Raw genomic sequence first — 18,545 nt, 5'->3', positions numbered from 1 at the left:
ACAGTTTGTGCCATAAACGGTACAGCCTGTGACCAGTGGGTCGGCCCGGGATTGCAATGCCCGGATGGCTGGGGGATGCTGGCCGTTCTCACGCAGGGAGAATAATAAGAACATGCATAACGATCATTTCAGTCGCCATGCCCAGCAAGTCCTCACCGTCACCCGTGGGCAAGACCTCGGCCAGGGCCCCGGCAGCGACCCATCCATCGCCCGCTCCTGGCTGCGCTGCCTGGAGGACTATCACCTCGACCCGGCGCTGACCATGGCCCCCACCGTGCTTGAGCACGGGCGCCTGCTCGAAAGTCGCGAGCGCTTGCAGCAAGTGCTGCACATCGCCGGCAGCGAGATGAACAGCCTGCATCAACAACTCTCCGGCGCCGGGCATGCGGTGCTGCTCACCGACGCCCGCGGGGTGATCCTCAACTGCGTGACTGCGCCGGCCGAGCGCAAGGTGTTCGAGCGCGCAGGCCTGTGGCTGGGCGCCGATTGGAGCGAGGCGTGCGAAGGCACCAACGGTATCGGCACCTGCCTGGTGGAGCGCCAGTCCCTGACCATTCACCGCGACGAGCATTTTCGCGGCCGCCACACCGGCCTGACCTGCTCGGCAAGCCCGGTGTTCGACCCCCATGGCGAACTATTGGCCGTGCTGGACGTGTCATCGGCGCGTGAGGCCGTGTCGCGTCAAAGCCAGTTCCACACCATGGCGCTGGTGAACTTGTCGGCCAAGATGATCGAAAGTTGTTACTTCCTGCGCCATTTTGAACAGCACTGGCTGCTGCGCTTTCACCTGCAGGCGGAGTCCGTGGGGTTGTTCAGCGAAGGGTTGCTGGCGTTCGACGGTGAAGGGCGTATCTGTGCGGTCAACCAAGGTGCGTTGAACCTGCTGGGCCAGGCGCGCGGCGGTTTGCTCGGGCAGCCGGTAGAGGCGTTTTTCGAGTGTTCGCTGGATCAGCTGCTCGGCCGCGCCAGCACCCATGTGATCGCCAGTTGGCCGTTGTGCACCCGCGATGGCCGGCAGTTGTTCGCCGCATTGCGTGGGCAGCCACGCAGCGTACCGCCAGCAACGGTCAAGCCAGAGGCGCCACGGTTACCCGGGATCTGTTTGGGTGATCCGGCCCTGCAAAATGATTTTCGCAAGGCGCTCAAGGTGTTCGAGCGCGATGTGCCTTTGCTGATCCGCGGCGAAACCGGTTGCGGCAAAGAGGCCTTCGCCAAGGCGGTGCACCAGGCCAGCCTGCGCAGCAGCAAGCCCTTCGTCGCCCTCAACTGCGCCGCCATCCCTGAAAACCTGATTGAGAGCGAGTTGTTCGGCTATCGTGGCGGCAGTTTCACCGGGGCGCTTAAAGACGGCATGCGCGGCAAGCTGCAACAGGCCGATGGAGGAACGTTGTTTCTCGATGAAATCGGCGATATGCCCTTTGCTTTGCAAACCCGCCTTTTAAGGGTGTTGGAAGACCGCATCGTGGTGCCTATCGGTGGGGCTCCGCAGGCGGTGGATGTCCGAATTATCAGTGCTACCCATCGGGATTTGATCGAGCGGGTCCAGGCCGGCAGTTTTCGCGAGGACCTGTATTACCGGCTCAATGGTTTAGAGGTCGCGCTGCCGGCCCTGCGTAACCGTACCGACAAGGCTCAATTACTGGATTTCATACTGGGCCAGGAGTCTGCCGGGTGGACAGTCACTGTCGACATGGCGGCACGAGAGGCGCTGCTCGCCTACACCTGGCCGGGCAATGTGCGGCAATTACGTATGGTGTTGCGCACGCTGGTGGCGCTGGCTGAGAACGGGCGTGTCGTGGCGGCCGATTTACCTGTAAACGTGCGCACGCCAAGCCCTGCGCCATTTATGCCTGTGAATACTTCGCCCCTGGAGGCAGCCGAGCGAGAAACCTTGTTGGGCGCGCTTGAACAACAACGTTGGCATATTACCCGTACCGCTGAGCAGTTGGCAGTCAGCCGTAACACGCTATACCGCAAGTTGCGCAAACATGGAGTGGTGGCTTCTAAGCGTAATGATGAGTAGGTACATAGGACTATTCTCAAGTGTCGGCGTTTGGTTAATAGGTTTGCTCTATAGGGTTGTTAGTTATATTAAATCGATATGACTGATCGGCGGGTTATTTCTTCTGGAACTTATTGGCGAGTGGCGGCCACTTAATATATGAGAGCCGAGTGAGCCTCTCTTCAATGTCAAGCGCTGTCTGGTTAGTTTGCTGATCAGTTAGTCTGCACTCATGTTATAGGGATTTAAAAATGGCTCACCTGTTTGGGCCGTTTGAATGATTGACTCTGAAGGTTGGCGCTTGTGTGTGAGCGCTAAACTTGGCCGGTTTTATAAATGTGTTGGCGATTCGCACTGTTGATTCAGTTGCGTGTGCGAGCGGTTAATCGAAATCGTTAAAAGAGATGAACTATGACTGTGCATACTTTGAATGCGGCGACCTTTGGCGCGCCAAAAAATAACTTTTCCCAATCAAATCTTAGCGCGAACAGTGCCCCGTCAACAATGAGTGAGCCCACCGGGTCGGGTGGCACTGACGCCTCCCGAACGGCGGCTGATGCGCGTGTCGAGCAAGATTATTTGAAGCAGCCTTCAGCCGGATCGCGTGTGCCGGTTCCACCCGAGTCGACCCTGGGTCGTTGGGTTGAAGCACTGAGGTTTGCGGCCCATTCTTCTGCGTTCAGGCAATTGGAGAACCTGTTTGGTGGTCATGGCGCATTTACTCACCTTGATCACACCAAAGGTGAAATCTGGTTTGACTCCGGAAGAAAAAAAATAAATAGAGATTCGCCTGAAATCAAGGATATTCCAGGCGGCCAAGCGTTGTTTGACAACTTGATGGCCATTGCTAAAAAATTGGCGCCTTTTGGCACATTGCGCCGGGAAGACGTCTATGAACTTGCCGGATCAGGACGCTCACACACGGTCGATTCGAACCTTGTTCGTCAATTTATTTATGGCCCGGGTCCGAACATGTTGCCCGACCCTCAGGTGCCTGTTGATATTTTAAGTAAAACGGGTGAAGCCGAAACGTACCATACCCTGCTCGTCGCGTTAAAAAAACACATTGAGACGCCCGGCACGAAACCGGATCTGGAATCCATCGTCGTAGAGATCGCACCGCACTCCGTCTTTTGGCGCGAAGACCAACCGCAGCCTGTCACGATGAACCTCAAGCAATTGATGGCCGCTTACGGTTTGCAAGTGCCGACGACACAGGAAGCGCTCGTCAATCTGGAGAATGTGTTGTTCGCAGCGCCCTTAAGTGCGCCACCTGAGGGTGACTTTGGTGGGTTGCTGACTAAGGATGTACCACTGGGCGAGGACGCCCGGAAAAAGATAAGCGAAACCGTCAGTGCCTGGAAGGCTCTTCAAACGCAGGTTCCGCTGGGCGCAGAGGGGAAGGCTCCAAGCCTTTTCGAGTATCTCAAACGTGCGGTTCCAGCGTCTGGCAGGGCGCTGGCCGATACCGATCCCGAAGCGTTTCTGAAAGTCTTGATAAACACCCCCCAAGCCCGTGCACTGGGTAAGCAACTGCAGGAGGCTATTGGCGCATTACCCACCGCAACCGGTGCCCAGGAAGCACTGCTCACGGCGTTGGGGCTGGAAGTCAACCCATCGTCAGCGGGGGTGGAGCGTAATAATTTAGCCGGGTATAACTTGCGCCAATCAGACAACGTGGGGCGTACGCCAGCCGAGATCGTCAAGCGCTTTGAAATCCATATGGAAGGTATCGTCGGCCCCGAGATGGCGAAGGTGGCCGCTTACCAATTGCTGGCTATGTCGGCTCCGGAATTTTTGGTCAAAGATGTACCCGACTCAGTGGTTTTTGGCTCCCCGCAATGGGTAATGTTCAGCGCTGAAGTCTTTCGTCGTGAGCAAAACACCGCGGGGTCGTCGGCGGGCAAGCGCTATGATCAGATCCGGGAACAAGGGAGTCTGGAGCCTGTTACACGGGAGCAAGAGTATCAGGCGAAAGCTGCTGTTTTGCAGGCGGTGATCGATTGGGGTGTCGCTAAAAACATTATCAAGGAAAACAGTGAGGGCTACTCCGAGCAAGCCATTGCGAGCGTAACGGCGGCCATGGAACAACAGACCAAGCGCCTGGCAGCTACTCTGGAAGGTGTTCTGGCTCCGCTGCCGACTCGTCTGGATTTGGCGCTGGAGGCGTTAACCAAGGTATTCGGTGAAGAACACGCCCACTTGTTTGAGAAAAAAATATTCTCGCGTCGCAGTGGGCTGCATACGTCAAAAACCTCCCTGGTGGACCTTTATATGTCTGGAACACTTCACCCCTGGTATGGTTGGACTTCTAATAATAAAGAATTTTCCAGGGCGGTTATTCTTGCGAGTGTCAACCAGCTGCCGGACATAAAGAAAAAATTCGTTGAGGGTTTTGACGCGTACGCCGACAGCTTCAGCAAGGCGGCGGGTGAGATGTTCCTGCATCAAGTATCGCTGTTGCCGAGTGAAGATCGGCAACGACTTGAGTTCGGCAGGACGCAAATGCAGCATTTGAGCCAGGCACCGTTCTCAAAATTTCCTCAAGACAGTGAGAGTGATCCTTTATTTCAGATGTTCGGAGTGGGTGCGTTTTTCATCAAGACGCAATATAAAGGTGAAAGGGTCGATTATATTTACTCGCCACAGTTAGGGAAAATCATCAAAAACGGTGACCCTCTGCCTGGCGTTCCTGAAGGATGGAGTATAAAGAACGAAGGCCTTGGTAATACTGGTTTGATTGTTAAAGGGAAGGCGTACGCCCTAAAGCCGATCTGGAGTTATATAGGGGCTCCGGAACGACCAGAGCCACATACGTTGACGCAGGAGAATACCCCCTCGGAAAGGATGAGTACGTTTGCCAAACAGTTAAGTGATGATTATAAAACGGCTGTCGATAATCTGAAGTCCGCGGCGAATGGCCTATCCGACTCCGAAAAAAACCGCGCTCGATTGCACTTTGTCAAAAATTTTTTGTTGAGCCTCCTGCCTTTTCACGATCTTGTGAAAAATATAATAGAAGGCAATAAGCATGATGCAGTTGTCAATGGGGTCTATGACTTTATCGGCTTGTTTAATCCTGCTGCCAAAGGCGGTTTTAAGGCGGTTAACGTTGGTGCCAAAGGGGTAAGTTCAGTCCTGACATTTTTAAAAGGCGCTGCCAAGGCAGGACTTAAGGAAGGTATCCCGTTTAAGGGGTTCTATGACGTCGGGAGTTGTTTATTTAAGTTGGGCAATAGCGCTTTGAAGGCGGCGCCTTCTGTTGACTTGGCCTCGTTTAGGGATAAGTTTTATCTGCCTGGGCGTGGTTGGAATGTCCCGCACGGTAGTTACAAGCAGACCATCGCCGATGGCACGTACCGGCCGCTGGATAAAACGGGTAGCGACGTTCCCGTTGTTGCGGTTAAACAAGGCAGCAAGTGGTATGCCATTGATCCCCAAACACTGAAACCCTATGGCCCTGCATTGAACGACTTCACGCCAATTACGGTGAAAGAGTTGCGTGATCTTCGTTACGACACTTCTACTGCTATAAAGGACAGTGATGGACATGTTGAGACGGCAGGAGAATTCAAGGAGAACGGATCGGGTCCGACACCACCTCAGCAGTCTTCTGCGCTGCAGGCCACCCGGTAGGTGCTGGTGCGGCGATCCGTACGGCATGAGGGTGATGATCAATAAGGCGCGCGCCTTGATCGTCACCCTCGGCCCTGGTTTGGCAGCAAGCCTACTGCCGTCAAGCCCACTCGTTACGCTGCCGACGCCAGCTATTCACAGCCATCGCCCGACGTGAACGCGACCGAGCGACAAGTGGTGATCACCCGAGTTGACACTCCAGCGGTCTAGTTAGCGCCAGTGTCGTACACCTCGCAGTGAGTTGTTCCGACGCAACCACCCAACAGCAGTTGCCCACTCAATCAAGGCAACTACTTAAAGTGTTTCGCCGCGTGAACAAGGCGCCCTCGAGCGAAGTGCCTGGCGCAGTTCGCTCGCGCTGCAACCGTTTAAAAGGTGCGATTTCCTACTCCCTGCGCTAACCTGCCTCGATGTTTACGAGGTCAACTATGCACATTCATATTCTAGGTATCTGCGGCACATTCATGGGTTCGATGGCGGTTCTGGCCAAAGAGCTGGGCCATCACGTCACCGGCTCCGACGCCAACGTCTACCCGCCCATGAGCACCCAGTTGCAGGCCCAGGGTATTGAACTGACCCAAGGTTACGACCCCGCGCAATTTGACCCGGTGCCGGACCTGGTGGTGATCGGCAACGCCATGTCCCGTGGCAACCCGGCGGTCGAATATGTACTCAACAAAGGCTTGCCGTATGTGTCCGGCCCGCAGTGGCTGGCCGACCATGTGCTGCAAGGCCGTTGGGTACTGGCGGTCGCGGGTACCCACGGCAAGACCACCACCAGCAGCATGCTGGCCTGGGTGCTGGAGCACGCGGGCATGGCCCCGGGTTTCCTGATCGGCGGCGTGCCGCAGAACTTCTCGGTGTCGGCGCGCCTGGGCGACACGCCGTTTTTTGTGATTGAGGCCGATGAGTACGACAGCGCCTTCTTCGACAAACGCTCCAAATTCGTCCACTACCGCCCGCGCACCGCGATCCTCAACAACCTGGAGTTCGATCACGCGGACATTTTTCCCGATCTGGCCGCCATCGAGCGCCAGTTCCACCATTTGGTGCGCACCATCCCCAGCGAAGGCCTGGTGATCCACCCGACCACCGAAGCGGCCTTGCAGCGCGTGATCGACATGGGCTGCTGGACGCCGGTGCAAACCACCGGTGCGGGCGGGCAGTGGCAGGTCAAGTTGCTCAGCGAAGACGGCTCGCGCTTTGAAGTGCTGTTCGAAGGCGAGGCCCAAGGCGTCGTCGAATGGGGCATGACCGGTCAACATAACGTCGCCAATGCCTTGGTCACCCTGGCGGCCGCACGGCATGTGGGCGTGGTGCCGTCCATGGGCATCGCCGCCTTGAGCGCGTTCAAGAGCGTGAAACGCCGCATGGAAAAAGTCGCTGATGTGAACGGGATTACCATCTACGACGACTTTGCCCACCATCCAACAGCCATTGCGACCACGCTGGATGGCCTGCGCAAGCGCGTCGGTGATGCCAATATCATTGCCATTATCGAGCCGCGCTCCAATTCCATGAAGCTCGGCGCGCACCGCGATGGTTTGCCGCAAAGCGTCAACGACGCCGACCAAGTGGTCTGGTACGCCCCGGCCAGTCTCGGCTGGGACCTGCCGGCGATTGCGGCGCTGTGCACGGTGCCCTCCATCGTGTGTGACTCCATTGAGTCGATCATCGAGCACGTCAAACACCAGGCCAAGCCCGGCACCCATGTGGTGGTCATGAGTAACGGCGGCTTCGGCGGCCTGCACGGCAAGCTGGCCGAGGCGCTCAAATGAGTGGCCCGGAGCGCATTACCCTGGCGATGACCGGCGCATCCGGTGCGCCTTACGGCCTGCGCCTGCTGGACTGCCTGGTGCGCGAAGATCGCGAGGTGCACTTTCTGATTTCCAAGGCCGCGCAACTGGTGCTGGCCACCGAGACGGATGTGCAACTGCCGGCCAAGGTGCAGATGATGCAAGCCTTCCTCACCGAGTACACCGGCGCGGCGGCGGGGCAGATCAAGGTGTACGGTAAAGAAGACTGGATGTCGCCGGTGGCGTCCGGCTCCGGCGCGCCGGCGGCGATGGTGGTGGTGCCATGCTCCACCGGCACCTTGTCGGCGATTGCCACGGGCGCCTGCAACAACCTGATCGAGCGGGCGGCGGACGTGACCTTGAAGGAGCGCCGCCAGTTGATCCTGGTGCCCCGCGAGGCGCCGTATTCGAGCATTCACCTGGAGCACATGCTCAAGTTGTCGAACATGGGCGTGACCATCTTGCCGGCTTCGCCAGGGTTTTATCACCAGCCCCAAACCATCGATGACCTGGTGGACTTTGTGGTGGCGCGCATTCTCAACCTGCTGAACATTCCCCAGGACATGCTGCCACGTTGGGGCGAGCACCATTTGAGCAGCGATGAATAAGGCACTGTTGATGGTGTTGGCGCTGCAACTGACGGGCTGCGCCACGGCGCGCACCCTGGATGCCGCCCAACCTGGGGCGCCGGTGGTGTATGCCGGCACGCGGCTGGATTTGTATGCGATCAATGGCGGCTGTTGCGCCAAGGATCGCTTTGGCGCTGAGGCGCCGAGCTATCCGCATATCGACCTGCCGGCCAGTGCGCTGCTCGATACCTTGCTGTTGCCGCTGTCGTTATTGACGGTGTTGGGGGTGGGGTTCAACGCAACGGGCGGGCTTTAACCCCAGTCTAATAAGCGACCTGAATCTATTGTGGGAGCGGGCTTGCTCGCGAATGCGGTGTGTCAGTCGATGCATAATTTGACTGAAACACCGCATTCGCGAGCAAGCCCGCTCCCACATTTTTAGATCGTATTACTTGCCGAGCTTGCGCAACTCATCCGACTCCACCACCCGCACGCCATCCTGTTCTTCCAGCGCCAGGCGCCACATGGCGCGGGCCAGTTCGCAGACTTCGATGCCGTGGTATTTGCCCGGAATCAACCGCGACAACGGCCCGGCGATTTTCTCGGCCAGGCGCGACTCCAGGCGTTCCCCCAGCAGCAACGAAGGCCGCACGATGGTCAGTTGCGGCCAGTCCTGGGCCTTGAGCGCCTGTTCCATTTCGCCTTTGACGCGGTTGTAGAAGATCGAGGATTTCGGGTCGGCGCCAATTGCGCTGATCACGATCAAGTGCCGCGCGCCCATTTCCCGTGCGCGCTTGGCGAAGGCCACCACCATGTCCAGGTCGACCGCGCGGAAGGCTTCTTCTGAGCCGGCTTTTTTAATCGTGGTGCCCAGGCAGCAGAAGGCGATATCGACCTGGCCGCTCAGTTGCGGCAGCAACACCGTCGGGTTGCCCACCGGGTTTTCCAGGTGCGGGTGTTCGGCCAGTGGCTTGCGGCTAGGTGCCAGTACGCGGGTCACCGTGGGCTCGTTGAGCAGGCGGTCGAGCAGGTGTTCACCGGTCAGGCCGGAGGCGCCGGCGAGCAGGATATGCTGAGGTGTCAGGTACATGGTGTTTCCCCCTTGTTACACGTTACAGCTTAGTTGCCTTTGGCTTCCTTGCTATTCATTGAGACGCTTTCGAGCGCCTTTCGTGCCTGCTGTTTACGTAACAATTGCCAGTGTGCGATCACGCCTTTGGGTGCCCAGATCTGCGGTTCAGAGGCTTCGAAGTTGTCCGCTTGTTCACGCTCGGCCACGTGCAACTGCGCCAGTTTGAAGGCTTGTTGCAAATCGTCGGTCTGGTTGAAGGCCTGGGCGAACAGGGCGTCGCCGAAGTAGGTGAAGTCCGCTTCCTCGGAACAACCGAAGGACACGCGATCCGCGCGCGAAGCGGTCATGATCAGCGTGTGTTCGTCCTTCAGGGCCGGGATAAACCCGCCTGAATAACAGGCGGAAATCACGATGATCTTGTCACGGTCCTTGAGCGGCGCAAGCACGGCGGCCAGCTCATCGGCGGGCAGGTCGGCCAGTTCCATGCGCGGCTGGTCGAGCACCAGTTCGTGTTCGTGGGTACCGTGGCTGGTCATGTAGATAAACACCAGGTCTTGCGGCCCGGTGCGCTCGGCCAGGGTTTGCACGGCGCGGCGCAGGCTTTCGCGGGTGGCCAGCGGGCGGTCGGCGATGTGGTCGCGATGGTTGACCAGGCGGATCTGCCCGCGCGCGCCGAAGCGCGTGGCAAGCATGTTGCTGACGTAATCGGCTTCGCGCAGGAACACGCTTTGTTTGCCATCGCCGGCCAATACCAGGGTGTACAGCTCGACGGCAGGCGTGGAAGGTGGCACGGCGGCGAGGGCGGCATCGAGCAAGCGGCCTTGGGCCAGTATGCCGACCTCCAGTGGGTCGGGCAGCAACTTGCCATCGGCGTCGCGCACGCGCATGCCGTTGACCCAGGTGCCGGCCTGCACGGTGCCGTCGGTGAGCACCAGGGTGCCTTTGCCTTGATAGCTGTCGCTGTCGAAACCGCCGACATAGAAACTGCCGTCGGTGAGGTTCAGGCGGCCTTCGCCGCTGAAGCGCCATTCGCTGAACTGGCCCACGTAGTGGCTGCCGTCCACGCCGATCAGCTCGCCTTTGCCGCTGAGCGCGCCTTCCTTGAACTGGCCGATCCACACGTCGCCGTCGGCGTTTTCATAACGGCCCTTGCCGTTGAGCTGGTTCTGTTTGAACTGGCCGACATAGATATCGCCGTCGGCACTGTTGAAGGTGCCATTGCCTTCAAGCTGGCCGTCGACAAAACGGCCGCTGAACTGGTTGCCGCTGTCGTCGTTGCGCTGGCCTTCGCCGTTGGGTTTGCCGTGCACGAACTGGCCCTGGTACTGGCTGCCGTCGGCCAACTCCAGGCGGCCAAGGCCGGAATATTGATCGTTTTTGAATTCGCCGCGATAGGTCATCTGCCCCTCTTTGAGGGTGCCTTCGCCGTTGCGTCGCCCGTTCTTGAAACCGCCGACGTAGCTGCTGCCCGCCGTGGTCAGGCTGCCATGGCCGTCGAACAGGCCTTGCTGGAACTGGCCTTTGTAGACCTCGCCGTTGCTGCCATGCCATTCGCCCTGGCCGTGCCACTGGCCTTTGTCGAACTGGCCGGCGTACCAACTGCCGTTGGGGTAGTCCACGCGGCCCTGGCCTTGCAGCAAACCGTTGACCACATCACCCCGATAACGGCCGCCGTCGGGCAGGCGCGCATCGGGCGGCAACAGCGATTCGCCGTCTCCGCAAGCGGTGAGCAACAGGGCAAGGGCAAGGGGAGCGAGTGGGCGCATAGCGGGATCCGGATAATTAAGCGCCGAGTATGCCGCAGCTGCGAGATTCATACATAAATTTACATACACTGTGGCAAGGTTTATTGCCTCGCCACAGGCACGGCCTTACACGAAGCAGAGTGACAACGACTCGGCGATGTAAGCGGGTTTTTCCTGGCCTTCGATTTCCAGGGTGGCGGTGGCCTTAAATAGCCATTGGCCAGGTTTTTTCTCGGTCACGTCGGTGAGGGTCACGTTCAGGCGGACCTTGGAATCGACCTTTACCGGCTGGATAAAACGCACGCTGTCCAGGCCATAGTTGACGGCCATCTTCAGGCCTTCGGGCATGATCAGGATGTCTTCCATCAGCTTGGGCATCAACGACAGCGACAGGAAACCGTGGGCGATGGTGCTGCCAAACGGGGTCTTGGCGGCCTTGACCGGGTCGACGTGGATGAACTGATGATCGCCGGTGGCTTCTGCGAACAGGTTGATACGCGCCTGGTCGATGGTGAGCCAATCGGAACGTCCCAGTTCCTTGCCGACATAATCTTTGAGCTGCGCTACAGGTACATAGGGCATTGCGACTCTCCTTGGTTCATCGATTCTGTTTTTATGGGTGACAGAGAACCAATGTAGATCATCATGGGCAACCCACCCGGTCAACCCACCATGCTTTTGGCGAATGCCGAAGCATACGGTGGGCGTGCTTATAATGCGTCCCAGCTTTAGAGGGGAGAGAGCGATGCTGTTACGGGGCCTGACCTGGCTGGTGCTGTTTCAATTGATCGGCACCGCGATCAACCATTTGCTGTTGCCGGTGCTGCCGGGGCCGATTATCGGCTTGTTGCTGATGCTCGGCTTTTTGATCTGGCGCGGCGAAGTCGGCGAGCCCCTGAGCCTGGCCGCCAGCAGCCTGTTGCGTTACTTGCCGTTGCTGCTGGTGCCGCCGGCGGTGGGTGTGATGGTCTACGCCAAGGACATTGCCGCCGATTTCTGGGCCATCATCGGCGCGCTGGTGTTGTCGTTGGTGATCGCCATGGGCCTTGTCGGTGTACTGATGCAGCGCATGGTCAAGCGCAAGGAGCGCGATCAATGATCGGCGACTGGCAGGGCGCTTGGGCGGCCGTCATTCATCACCCCTTGTTCGGCATCGGCATCACCCTTGGCGCCTACCAACTGGTGCTGGCGGCATTCGAGAAAACCCGCTGGATTTTCCTGCAACCGGTGCTGGTGTCGATGCTGCTGGTGATCGGCGTGTTGCTCAGCTGCGGCCTGACCTACGTCGAATACCGCAAGAGCACCGAGATCATGGGCATCCTCCTCGGCCCGGCGACGGTGGCCCTGGCGGTGCCGCTGTTCTTGAACCTGCGACGGATTCGTCAATTGTTCTGGCCGATATTTACTACGCTGGTGATAGGCGGGGTGGTGGCCACCGGCTTGTGCGTGCTGCTGGGCTGGTGGTTCGGCGCTGAACATATGATGCTGATGACCATGGCGCCCAAATCGGTGACCTCGCCGATTGCCATGCTGGTGGCCGAGCAGATCGGTGGCGTGGCCGCGCTGGCGGCGGTGTTTGTGCTGATCACCGGGGTGATCGGCGCGATGATCGGCCCGGCGTACCTGTCGCGCCTCGGCGTGCACAGCCCCGAGGCGCGGGGCATGGCGCTGGGCATGACCGCCCACGCCGTCGGCACCTCGGTGGCCTTGCAGGAAAGTGAAGAGTGCGGCGCCTTTGCGGCGCTGGCCATGAGTCTGATGGGCGTGGGCACGGCGGTTTTCCTGCCGTTGGCCGTGTCGGTGATCGTTTAAACCAGGTTTAAGGAAACCTTTATGAGTCTGGCGCTGTTCCCGCTCAATACCGTGCTGTTCCCTGGCTGCACCCTCGACTTGCAACTGTTCGAGGCGCGCTACCTGGACATGATCAGCCGCTGCATGAAAAAGGGCGAAAGCTTTGGTGTGGTGTGCATCCTCGACGGCAAGGAAGTCGGCATGGCACCGGACGGCTACGCGCTGATCGGTTGTGAAGCGCTGATCCGCGATTTCAAGCAGCAGGACAACGGCCTGCTGGGGATTCGTGTCGAAGGTGGTCGCCGCTTCCGCGTACGCGACGCCGGCGTGCAGAAGGACCAGTTACTGGTAGCCGAGGTGCAATGGCTCGAAGAACAGCCCGACCAGCCTTTGGAAGAAGAGGACGCTGACCTGCTGGCGTTGCTCCAGGCCCTGGCCGAGCACCCGATGGTGGCCTCGCTGGACATGGACGCCCATGCCGAGGGCCAGCAAGCCTTGGGCAATCAGCTGGCGTATCTGCTGCCGTTCACCGAGGCCGACAAGATCGACCTGCTGCAACTCGATGACCCGCAGCAACGCCTGGATGCGATCCAGATGTTGCTCGACGAGTTGCAGGGCGAACTCTTCACTCAGTAGGCGTAGCGCAGCAACGCGTGGGGGGTGCCGGTGAAGGCGATAAAACCGAGCACCGCGACCACCACCGGCAACATCCACCACCAGACCTTTTGCGGCATCGCCGGCAGTGGGGTGCGGTACTGGCTGGCGCCCAGGCTGAAGGCGCACACCGTCATCGCCAGCAAGGTGCCGGCCAGGATGTCCGTGGGCCAATGCGCGCCCAGGTACACCCGCGACAAGGCAATGAAGGCGGCGGGAATACAGCCCAGCAACATCCAGGTCAGGCGCAGGCGCGTGGGTTGCCCGCGCCCGGCCAGCACCGCCAGTGCGAGAAAGAATGCAAAGGCGCCGGAGGCGTGGCCGCTGGGCATGCTGAAACTGGTCAGTGGCTCTGTGAGGATTTCCGGGCGGCCACGAGCGAAAAACAGCTTGGTGCCGGTGTTGATCACCGCCGCCCCCGCCAACGTGGCGCCGACGAACACGGCATGCCGCCATTGCCGCGCCACCAGCAGCAGGCCGGTGAAAATCGCGCTGGCGATAAACATTTTCCTGAATTCACCCAATTGGGTAATCCGCACCATCACCTCGTCCAGCCACGGGCTGCGGTGCTCCTGCACCAGCGCACTGAGGCCCTGGTCGAAGTGATTGAGGTGGGGGTAGCCGATAAACAGGGCGATCAACAAGGTCAGGCTGGCGGCACCGACCCACAAGGTGGCACGACGATGGCCGCGCAGGCTGCTGTTCAAGCTCAGCCCCAGCAACACCGCGATACACCCGGCGACAATCCCGGCTTCCAGCCAGAAACCTTCCGGCAGCGGCAGGCGAAAGGCCGCGCCGGTGGCCCAGCCCGGCAGCAGGTAGGCCACCGTCCAGCCGGCGGCGGCCACGATGCTCACGGCGGCAAAGCGTGGGAACGGCATGTCGCACATGCCCGCCACCATCGGCAACATAGGGCGCAGCGGGCCGATGAAGCGCCCGACCAGCAGGCTGGCGATGCCGTATTTATGGAAATAGGTTTCGGCGCCGTTCATCCATTCCGGGTGGTGGCGTAAACCGGGCAGGCGGCGGATGTTCTGATGGAAGTGTCGGCCCAGGTAGTAGGAAACCCCGTCGCCCAGCAAGCCGCCGAGAAAGCCCAGCAGCAAGGTTTCACTCAACGACAGCGCACCGCTGCCGGCGAGGGCCGCAATGGCAAACAGCAATACCGTGCCTGGCACGATCAGACCGGCGATGGCCAGGCACTCAACGCACGCGACGATAAATACCGCCACCGCCAGCCATTCGGGGTTCAGTGTGAGCCAGCCGGTAATGCTATCGAGCCATTGGCCCATAAAACTTCACTCCATTTATGCAAGACATAACCTGAGTCAGTGGAGATCAACTGTGGGGGCGGGCTTGCTCGCGAATGCGGTGTGTCAGCTACGGTTGCTTCACTGATACACCGCATTCGCGAGCAAGCCCGCTCCCACATTCGATCTGCTTGGCTGCTTCCGTCTGTTCAAATCAAAAAATAATCACGGCCTTCGACCTGGCCCCGGCGCAGCGGGTTCCGCGTGCAATAAGGCGCATAACCTGCGTCCACAAAGCGGTACATCAGGTGCTCATCACGCCCGCTGGGGATGCCCAGGCGGGTGGTCTGAATGATTTGTGTCGGGGTTTGGCCCACGTCTTCAACAAACAGCAGTTCCTGGTCAAAGCGCTTGGCGTCCCACATCGGCACTTTCAGGCCCAGGGCTTTGCACAGCAGCGTTTGGCCGGCGCAGAGCTTTTGCGATGGGCGTGGGAGGCCATTGGCGTCCGGGTTGTTGAGCAGCATCTGCGCCAGGCTCGCCGGGCCGGACACTTCATCAACCCACGGATAAGCCGATTTGATCAGCACCGCATTGCCGGGGCCGTGAGCGCTGAAGTTCAACGAATCGCCGCCACGGGCGTAGTACATGTAGATGTGCCCACCATCCAGAAACAAAGCCTTACGCTTTTCTGTGTAGCCGAGTGAGGCATGGCTGCCTTTTTCGGCCACGTAATAGGCTTCGGTTTCGATAATTCGCGCCGAAAGCCAGGTTTCACCGACGCGGTGGCGGATGACTTTGCCGAGCAATTGGCGCGCAAGTATTTGCGCGTCACGGTCGAAGAAGCTGTCGGGCAGGGCGCTGGCGGGCAGTTGGGGGGCAAAACTGGACATGGCGATAAGGGTTAATACGGCTAAATGTGACCGAATAATAACAACTCCCACCTTAATTACCGCTGAACCCCAAGTTTTTACAGTTCATTTCGACCATCCGCCCCTCACCGCTGTCAGTCGGGCGGCGTCACAGCTATAATCTGCCGCTTTCCTCTTTGCCAAGACTCCCTGACCATGACTGAGTCCGTTCTTGACTACATGACCCGCCTGGGTCGCGCTGCCCGGCAGGCCTCGCGGTTGATCGCCCGTGCGAGCACTGCGCAGAAGAACCGTGCCCTGCTGGCTGCCGCCGATGCTCTGGATGCTTCGCGCTCCGAGCTGGCCGCCGCCAACGAACTGGACCTGGCCAACGGCCGCGCCAATGGCCTGGAACCGGCCCTGCTGGACCGTCTGGCACTGACTCCGGCACGTATCGACGACATGATCGAAGGTCTGCGTCAGGTGGCCAAGCTGCCTGACCCCATCGGTGAAATCCGCGATATGCGTTACCTGCCGTCCGGCATTCAGGTGGGCAAGATGCGTGTGCCCCTGGGTGTGATCGGCATCATCTATGAGTCGCGCCCGAACGTGACCATCGACGCTGCGAGCCTGTGCCTCAAGTCGGGCAACGCGACCATCCTGCGTGGCGGTTCCGAGGCGATCCATTCCAACCGCGCCATTGCTGTGTGCATCCAGCAAGGCCTGGCCGTGGCCGAACTGCCGGCCGAAGTGGTGCAGGTGGTGGAAACCACTGATCGCGCCGCCGTGGGCGCGTTGATCACCATGCCGGAATTCGTCGACGTGATCGTGCCGCGTGGTGGCAAGAGCCTGATCGAACGCGTCAGCCGTGATGCCAAGGTGCCGGTCATCAAGCACCTGGACGGCGTGTGCCATGTGTACATCGACATTGCGGCCGACCTCGACAAGGCGATCCGTATCGCCGACAACGCCAAGACCCATCGCTACGCGCCTTGCAACACCATGGAAACCCTGCTGGTGCACGTCGGCATTGCCGAGCGCGTGCTGCCGCCGCTGGCTGCCATTTACCGTGACAAGGGCGTGGAACTGCGCGGCTGCGAACGCACCCGTGCACTGCTGGGCGCGGGCGTGATCGAAGCGACTGAAGACGACTGGTACACCGAGTACACGGCGCCGATCCTGTCGATTCGCATCGTCGACGACCTGGACGAAGCCATCGAACACATCAACAAATACGGCTCCAAGCACACCGACGCCATTGTTTCCGAGCATTTCAGCGATGCCCGGCGTTTCCTCACCGAAGTGGATTCCGCCTCGGTGATGATCAACGCCTCGACGCGTTTTGCCGACGGCTTCGAGTATGGCCTGGGGGCGGAGATCGGCATTTCCACCGACAAGCTCCACGCACGCGGCCCGGTCGGCCTGGAAGGCCTGACCAGCGAGAAGTACGTGGTGTTCGGCGACGGTCATGTGCGCACTTGACGGGTAAACGCATCGGGCTGCTCGGCGGCACCTTCGACCCCGTGCACATCGGCCATTTGCGCAGTGCCCTGGAAGTCGCGGATGCCCTCGCGCTGGATGAGTTGCGTGTGATGCCCAATGCGCGCCCGCCCCATCGCGATATGCCGCAGGTGTCTGCGCAGCAACGCCTGGAAATGGTGCGCCTGGCTGTAGACGGTATATCGCCGCTGGTGGTGGACGACCGCGAACTCAAACGCGATAAACCGTCCTACACTGTCGACACTCTGGAACTGATGCGCGCCGAGTTGGCCGCAGATGACCAGTTGTTTCTGCTTTTGGGCTGGGACGCATTTTGCGGCCTGCCCTCTTGGCATCGCTGGGAGGAACTCCTCCAGCATTGCCACATCCTGGTTTTGCAACGCCCGGATGCCGACAGCGAACCGCCGGATGCCTTGCGCAACCTGCTGGCCGCGCGGTCGGTAAGTGACCCCTTGGCCCTGACCGGGCCGAACGGGAATATTGCATTCGTCTGGCAGACCCCGCTTGCGGTGTCCGCCACCCAGATCCGTCAACTGCTGGCCAGCGGGAAGTCGGTACGTTTCCTGGTGCCTGACGCGGTCCTGGCCTACATCGATGCGCACGGGCTTTACCGTGCGTCGAACTAAAAGGCGCGCTTGATCGCACGAACATTCGTGCAGCGAGCGCCCGAACATACGAGCAAAACGAGTTTTATATGACGAACAAAGACGTAAGCAAAGTTAAGCGCAAAGGCACTTTCAAAAGCGCCCCGCTGCCGGTAGAAGCGCACACCGGCCCAGAGCTGGCTGGCGAAGAGCTGGTAAAAGTCGCCGTGGCGGCCCTGGAAGACGTTAAAGCCCAGGACATCCAGGTACTGGACGTGCGCGACAAGCAAAGCATCACCGACTACATGATCATTGCCACCGGTACGTCCAACCGCCAGATCGGCGCGATGCTCGACAAGGTTCGCGAAGCCGTCAAGGCCCAGGGCGTCAAGCCACTGGGTGAAGAAGGCAAGGGCGACAGCGACTGGGTACTGCTGGACATGGACGACGTGATCGTTCACATGATGACCAGCAACGCCCGTCAGTTCTACGACCTGGAGCGTCTGTGGAAAGGCGCCGAGCAGAGCCGTGCGGCGGATGGCAAGCACCACAGCCCGGAAGTGGGCCACGCGCACTTCGACAAGCTCAACAAAGACCAGGAATAAGGAACGGCTGTGCGCCTGCGTCTGATCGCTGTCGGTTCACGCATGCCCAAGTGGGTGGAAGAAGGCTGGCACGAGTATGCCAAGCGTCTGCCCGCTGAGCTGTCGCTGGAGCTGGTGGAAATACCGCTCAACACCCGGGGCAAGAATGCCGACGTGGCGCGCTTTATCCGTCAGGAAGGCGAAGCCATGCTGGCCAAGGTCGGCCCCAACGAGCGCATCGTCACCCTCGAGGTGCACGGCAAGCCCTGGAGCACCGAGCAGTTGGCGGTGGAGCTGGACCGCTGGCGCCTGGACTCGCGTACCGTCAACTTCATGGTCGGCGGCCCCGAAGGGCTGGCGCCGGAAGTCTGCGCGCGGGCGGACCAGCGCTGGTCGTTGTCGGCACTCACGTTGCCGCACCCGTTGGTAAGGATTCTGATCGGTGAACAGCTGTATCGCGCCTGGACAGTTCTGTCCGGGCACCCTTACCACAAATAATCTGCGCCATTGC

Annotated in this window: 17 protein-coding genes; 12 read left to right on the top strand and 5 right to left on the bottom strand. The window is 59.8% G+C overall.

Annotated elements, in window-relative coordinates:
- Positions 1 to 112: 112 nt before the first annotated feature.
- The 5 genes from BFP92_RS01295 (at position 113) to BFP92_RS01275 (ending at position 8,319) form a co-directional block, all read left to right on the top strand.
- Positions 113 to 2,023: a sigma-54-dependent Fis family transcriptional regulator gene (locus tag BFP92_RS01295; RefSeq protein ID WP_065911254.1), complete on the top strand. Its 1,911-nt coding sequence runs from the start codon at positions 113 to 115 to the stop codon at positions 2,021 to 2,023.
- Between the two features lie 390 nt (positions 2,024 to 2,413).
- Positions 2,414 to 5,638, top strand: a complete 3,225-nt coding sequence (locus BFP92_RS01290) for a hypothetical protein (RefSeq protein WP_065911253.1) — start codon at positions 2,414 to 2,416, stop codon at positions 5,636 to 5,638.
- A 428-nt stretch (positions 5,639 to 6,066) separates the two neighbouring features.
- Positions 6,067 to 7,416, top strand: coding sequence for a UDP-N-acetylmuramate:L-alanyl-gamma-D-glutamyl-meso-diaminopimelate ligase (gene mpl, locus BFP92_RS01285; protein ID WP_065911252.1), 1,350 nt, complete (start codon positions 6,067 to 6,069; stop codon positions 7,414 to 7,416).
- Positions 7,413 to 8,042 carry a flavin prenyltransferase UbiX gene (gene ubiX, locus BFP92_RS01280; protein WP_017136038.1) on the top strand — a complete coding sequence of 210 codons (630 nt, stop codon included), beginning with the start codon at positions 7,413 to 7,415 and terminating at the stop codon, positions 8,040 to 8,042. Before mpl ends, ubiX begins: the two co-directional genes overlap by 4 nt.
- Entirely contained in the window at positions 8,035 to 8,319 is a 285-nt protein-coding gene (locus tag BFP92_RS01275; protein ID WP_065911251.1) for a YceK/YidQ family lipoprotein, read from the top strand. The genes ubiX and BFP92_RS01275 overlap by 8 nt, the downstream gene beginning before the upstream one ends.
- 132 nt (positions 8,320 to 8,451) lie before the next feature.
- On the opposite strand, the gene BFP92_RS01270 is transcribed toward BFP92_RS01275, so the two are convergent.
- The 3 genes from BFP92_RS01270 to BFP92_RS01260 all read right to left on the bottom strand — a co-directional run bounded on the left by BFP92_RS01270 (position 8,452) and on the right by BFP92_RS01260 (position 11,402).
- Positions 8,452 to 9,093 carry an oxidoreductase gene (locus BFP92_RS01270; RefSeq protein WP_065911250.1) on the bottom strand — a complete coding sequence of 214 codons (642 nt, stop codon included), beginning with the start codon at positions 9,091 to 9,093 and terminating at the stop codon, positions 8,452 to 8,454.
- A gap of 29 nt (positions 9,094 to 9,122) precedes the next feature.
- Positions 9,123 to 10,841 carry a C13 family peptidase gene (locus BFP92_RS01265; protein WP_065911249.1) on the bottom strand — a complete coding sequence of 573 codons (1,719 nt, stop codon included), beginning with the start codon at positions 10,839 to 10,841 and terminating at the stop codon, positions 9,123 to 9,125.
- Positions 10,842 to 10,946: 105 nt separating this feature from the next.
- Positions 10,947 to 11,402: a MaoC family dehydratase gene (locus BFP92_RS01260; protein ID WP_065911248.1), complete on the bottom strand. Its 456-nt coding sequence runs from the start codon at positions 11,400 to 11,402 to the stop codon at positions 10,947 to 10,949.
- Positions 11,403 to 11,565: 163 nt separating this feature from the next.
- Here BFP92_RS01260 and BFP92_RS01255 point away from each other — a divergent pair, with 163 nt between their 5' ends.
- From BFP92_RS01255 to BFP92_RS01245, 3 genes are read left to right on the top strand one after another with little or no spacing between them, the layout of a single operon-like run.
- Complete coding sequence (locus BFP92_RS01255) at positions 11,566 to 11,919, top strand: CidA/LrgA family protein (protein WP_065911247.1); 354 nt, start codon at positions 11,566 to 11,568, stop codon at positions 11,917 to 11,919.
- Positions 11,916 to 12,632, top strand: coding sequence for an LrgB family protein (locus tag BFP92_RS01250; protein WP_065911246.1), 717 nt, complete (start codon positions 11,916 to 11,918; stop codon positions 12,630 to 12,632). The genes BFP92_RS01255 and BFP92_RS01250 overlap by 4 nt, the downstream gene beginning before the upstream one ends.
- A 21-nt stretch (positions 12,633 to 12,653) precedes the next feature.
- On the top strand, positions 12,654 to 13,247 hold the full coding sequence (locus BFP92_RS01245; RefSeq protein ID WP_065911245.1) for an LON peptidase substrate-binding domain-containing protein: 594 nt from the start codon (positions 12,654 to 12,656) through the stop codon (positions 13,245 to 13,247).
- Here the strand turns inward: BFP92_RS01245 and BFP92_RS01240 are convergent.
- Positions 13,241 to 14,557, bottom strand: a complete 1,317-nt coding sequence (locus tag BFP92_RS01240; protein WP_065911244.1) for a bifunctional DedA family/phosphatase PAP2 family protein — start codon at positions 14,555 to 14,557, stop codon at positions 13,241 to 13,243. The two genes, BFP92_RS01245 and BFP92_RS01240, sit on opposite strands and share 7 nt — an antisense overlap.
- Positions 14,558 to 14,724: 167 nt before the next feature.
- Positions 14,725 to 15,408 carry a DNA-3-methyladenine glycosylase gene (locus tag BFP92_RS01235; protein WP_065911243.1) on the bottom strand — a complete coding sequence of 228 codons (684 nt, stop codon included), beginning with the start codon at positions 15,406 to 15,408 and terminating at the stop codon, positions 14,725 to 14,727.
- A 174-nt stretch (positions 15,409 to 15,582) separates the two neighbouring features.
- Between BFP92_RS01235 and BFP92_RS01230 the strand changes: the two genes are divergently transcribed.
- From BFP92_RS01230 to rlmH, 4 genes are all read left to right on the top strand, one after another.
- Positions 15,583 to 16,848, top strand: coding sequence for a glutamate-5-semialdehyde dehydrogenase (locus BFP92_RS01230; RefSeq protein WP_065911242.1), 1,266 nt, complete (start codon positions 15,583 to 15,585; stop codon positions 16,846 to 16,848).
- Positions 16,845 to 17,492 (top strand): nicotinate-nucleotide adenylyltransferase, encoded by a 648-nt coding sequence (gene nadD / locus BFP92_RS01225; RefSeq protein ID WP_065911241.1) that lies wholly within the window; start codon positions 16,845 to 16,847, stop codon positions 17,490 to 17,492. The genes BFP92_RS01230 and nadD overlap by 4 nt, the downstream gene beginning before the upstream one ends.
- Positions 17,493 to 17,560: 68 nt before the next feature.
- Positions 17,561 to 18,055, top strand: a complete 495-nt coding sequence (gene rsfS, locus BFP92_RS01220; RefSeq protein ID WP_010206793.1) for a ribosome silencing factor — start codon at positions 17,561 to 17,563, stop codon at positions 18,053 to 18,055.
- 9 nt (positions 18,056 to 18,064) lie between these two features.
- Positions 18,065 to 18,532 carry a 23S rRNA (pseudouridine(1915)-N(3))-methyltransferase RlmH gene (gene rlmH / locus BFP92_RS01215; protein ID WP_003176297.1) on the top strand — a complete coding sequence of 156 codons (468 nt, stop codon included), beginning with the start codon at positions 18,065 to 18,067 and terminating at the stop codon, positions 18,530 to 18,532.
- The last annotated feature ends 13 nt before the right edge of the window (positions 18,533 to 18,545 follow it).

The organism is Pseudomonas sp. 58 R 3, from assembly GCF_900006605.1.
GTDB classification, from domain to species: domain Bacteria; phylum Pseudomonadota; class Gammaproteobacteria; order Pseudomonadales; family Pseudomonadaceae; genus Aquipseudomonas; species Aquipseudomonas salomonii.
Note: the sequence above shows the minus strand (reverse complement) of the source record. Positions and strands in the feature narration are given on the sequence as shown.

What these genes read in the sequence shown, in the direction of transcription:
- BFP92_RS01235 (WP_065911243.1), bottom strand. Translation starts at nt 15,408, where the DNA reads ATGTCCAGTTTTGCCCCCCAACTGCCCGCCAGCGCCCTGCCCGACAGC.
- BFP92_RS01245 (WP_065911245.1), top strand. Translation starts at nt 12,654, where the DNA reads ATGAGTCTGGCGCTGTTCCCGCTCAATACCGTGCTGTTCCCTGGCTGC.
- BFP92_RS01255 (WP_065911247.1), top strand. Translation starts at nt 11,566, where the DNA reads ATGCTGTTACGGGGCCTGACCTGGCTGGTGCTGTTTCAATTGATCGGC.
- BFP92_RS01295 (WP_065911254.1), top strand. Translation starts at nt 113, where the DNA reads ATGCATAACGATCATTTCAGTCGCCATGCCCAGCAAGTCCTCACCGTC.
- rsfS (WP_010206793.1), top strand. Translation starts at nt 17,561, where the DNA reads ATGACGAACAAAGACGTAAGCAAAGTTAAGCGCAAAGGCACTTTCAAA.
- BFP92_RS01250 (WP_065911246.1), top strand. Translation starts at nt 11,916, where the DNA reads ATGATCGGCGACTGGCAGGGCGCTTGGGCGGCCGTCATTCATCACCCC.
- BFP92_RS01230 (WP_065911242.1), top strand. Translation starts at nt 15,583, where the DNA reads ATGACTGAGTCCGTTCTTGACTACATGACCCGCCTGGGTCGCGCTGCC.
- mpl (WP_065911252.1), top strand. Translation starts at nt 6,067, where the DNA reads ATGCACATTCATATTCTAGGTATCTGCGGCACATTCATGGGTTCGATG.
- BFP92_RS01260 (WP_065911248.1), bottom strand. Translation starts at nt 11,402, where the DNA reads ATGCCCTATGTACCTGTAGCGCAGCTCAAAGATTATGTCGGCAAGGAA.
- ubiX (WP_017136038.1), top strand. Translation starts at nt 7,413, where the DNA reads ATGAGTGGCCCGGAGCGCATTACCCTGGCGATGACCGGCGCATCCGGT.
- BFP92_RS01240 (WP_065911244.1), bottom strand. Translation starts at nt 14,557, where the DNA reads ATGGGCCAATGGCTCGATAGCATTACCGGCTGGCTCACACTGAACCCC.
- BFP92_RS01270 (WP_065911250.1), bottom strand. Translation starts at nt 9,093, where the DNA reads ATGTACCTGACACCTCAGCATATCCTGCTCGCCGGCGCCTCCGGCCTG.
- BFP92_RS01290 (WP_065911253.1), top strand. Translation starts at nt 2,414, where the DNA reads ATGACTGTGCATACTTTGAATGCGGCGACCTTTGGCGCGCCAAAAAAT.
- BFP92_RS01265 (WP_065911249.1), bottom strand. Translation starts at nt 10,841, where the DNA reads ATGCGCCCACTCGCTCCCCTTGCCCTTGCCCTGTTGCTCACCGCTTGC.
- BFP92_RS01275 (WP_065911251.1), top strand. Translation starts at nt 8,035, where the DNA reads ATGAATAAGGCACTGTTGATGGTGTTGGCGCTGCAACTGACGGGCTGC.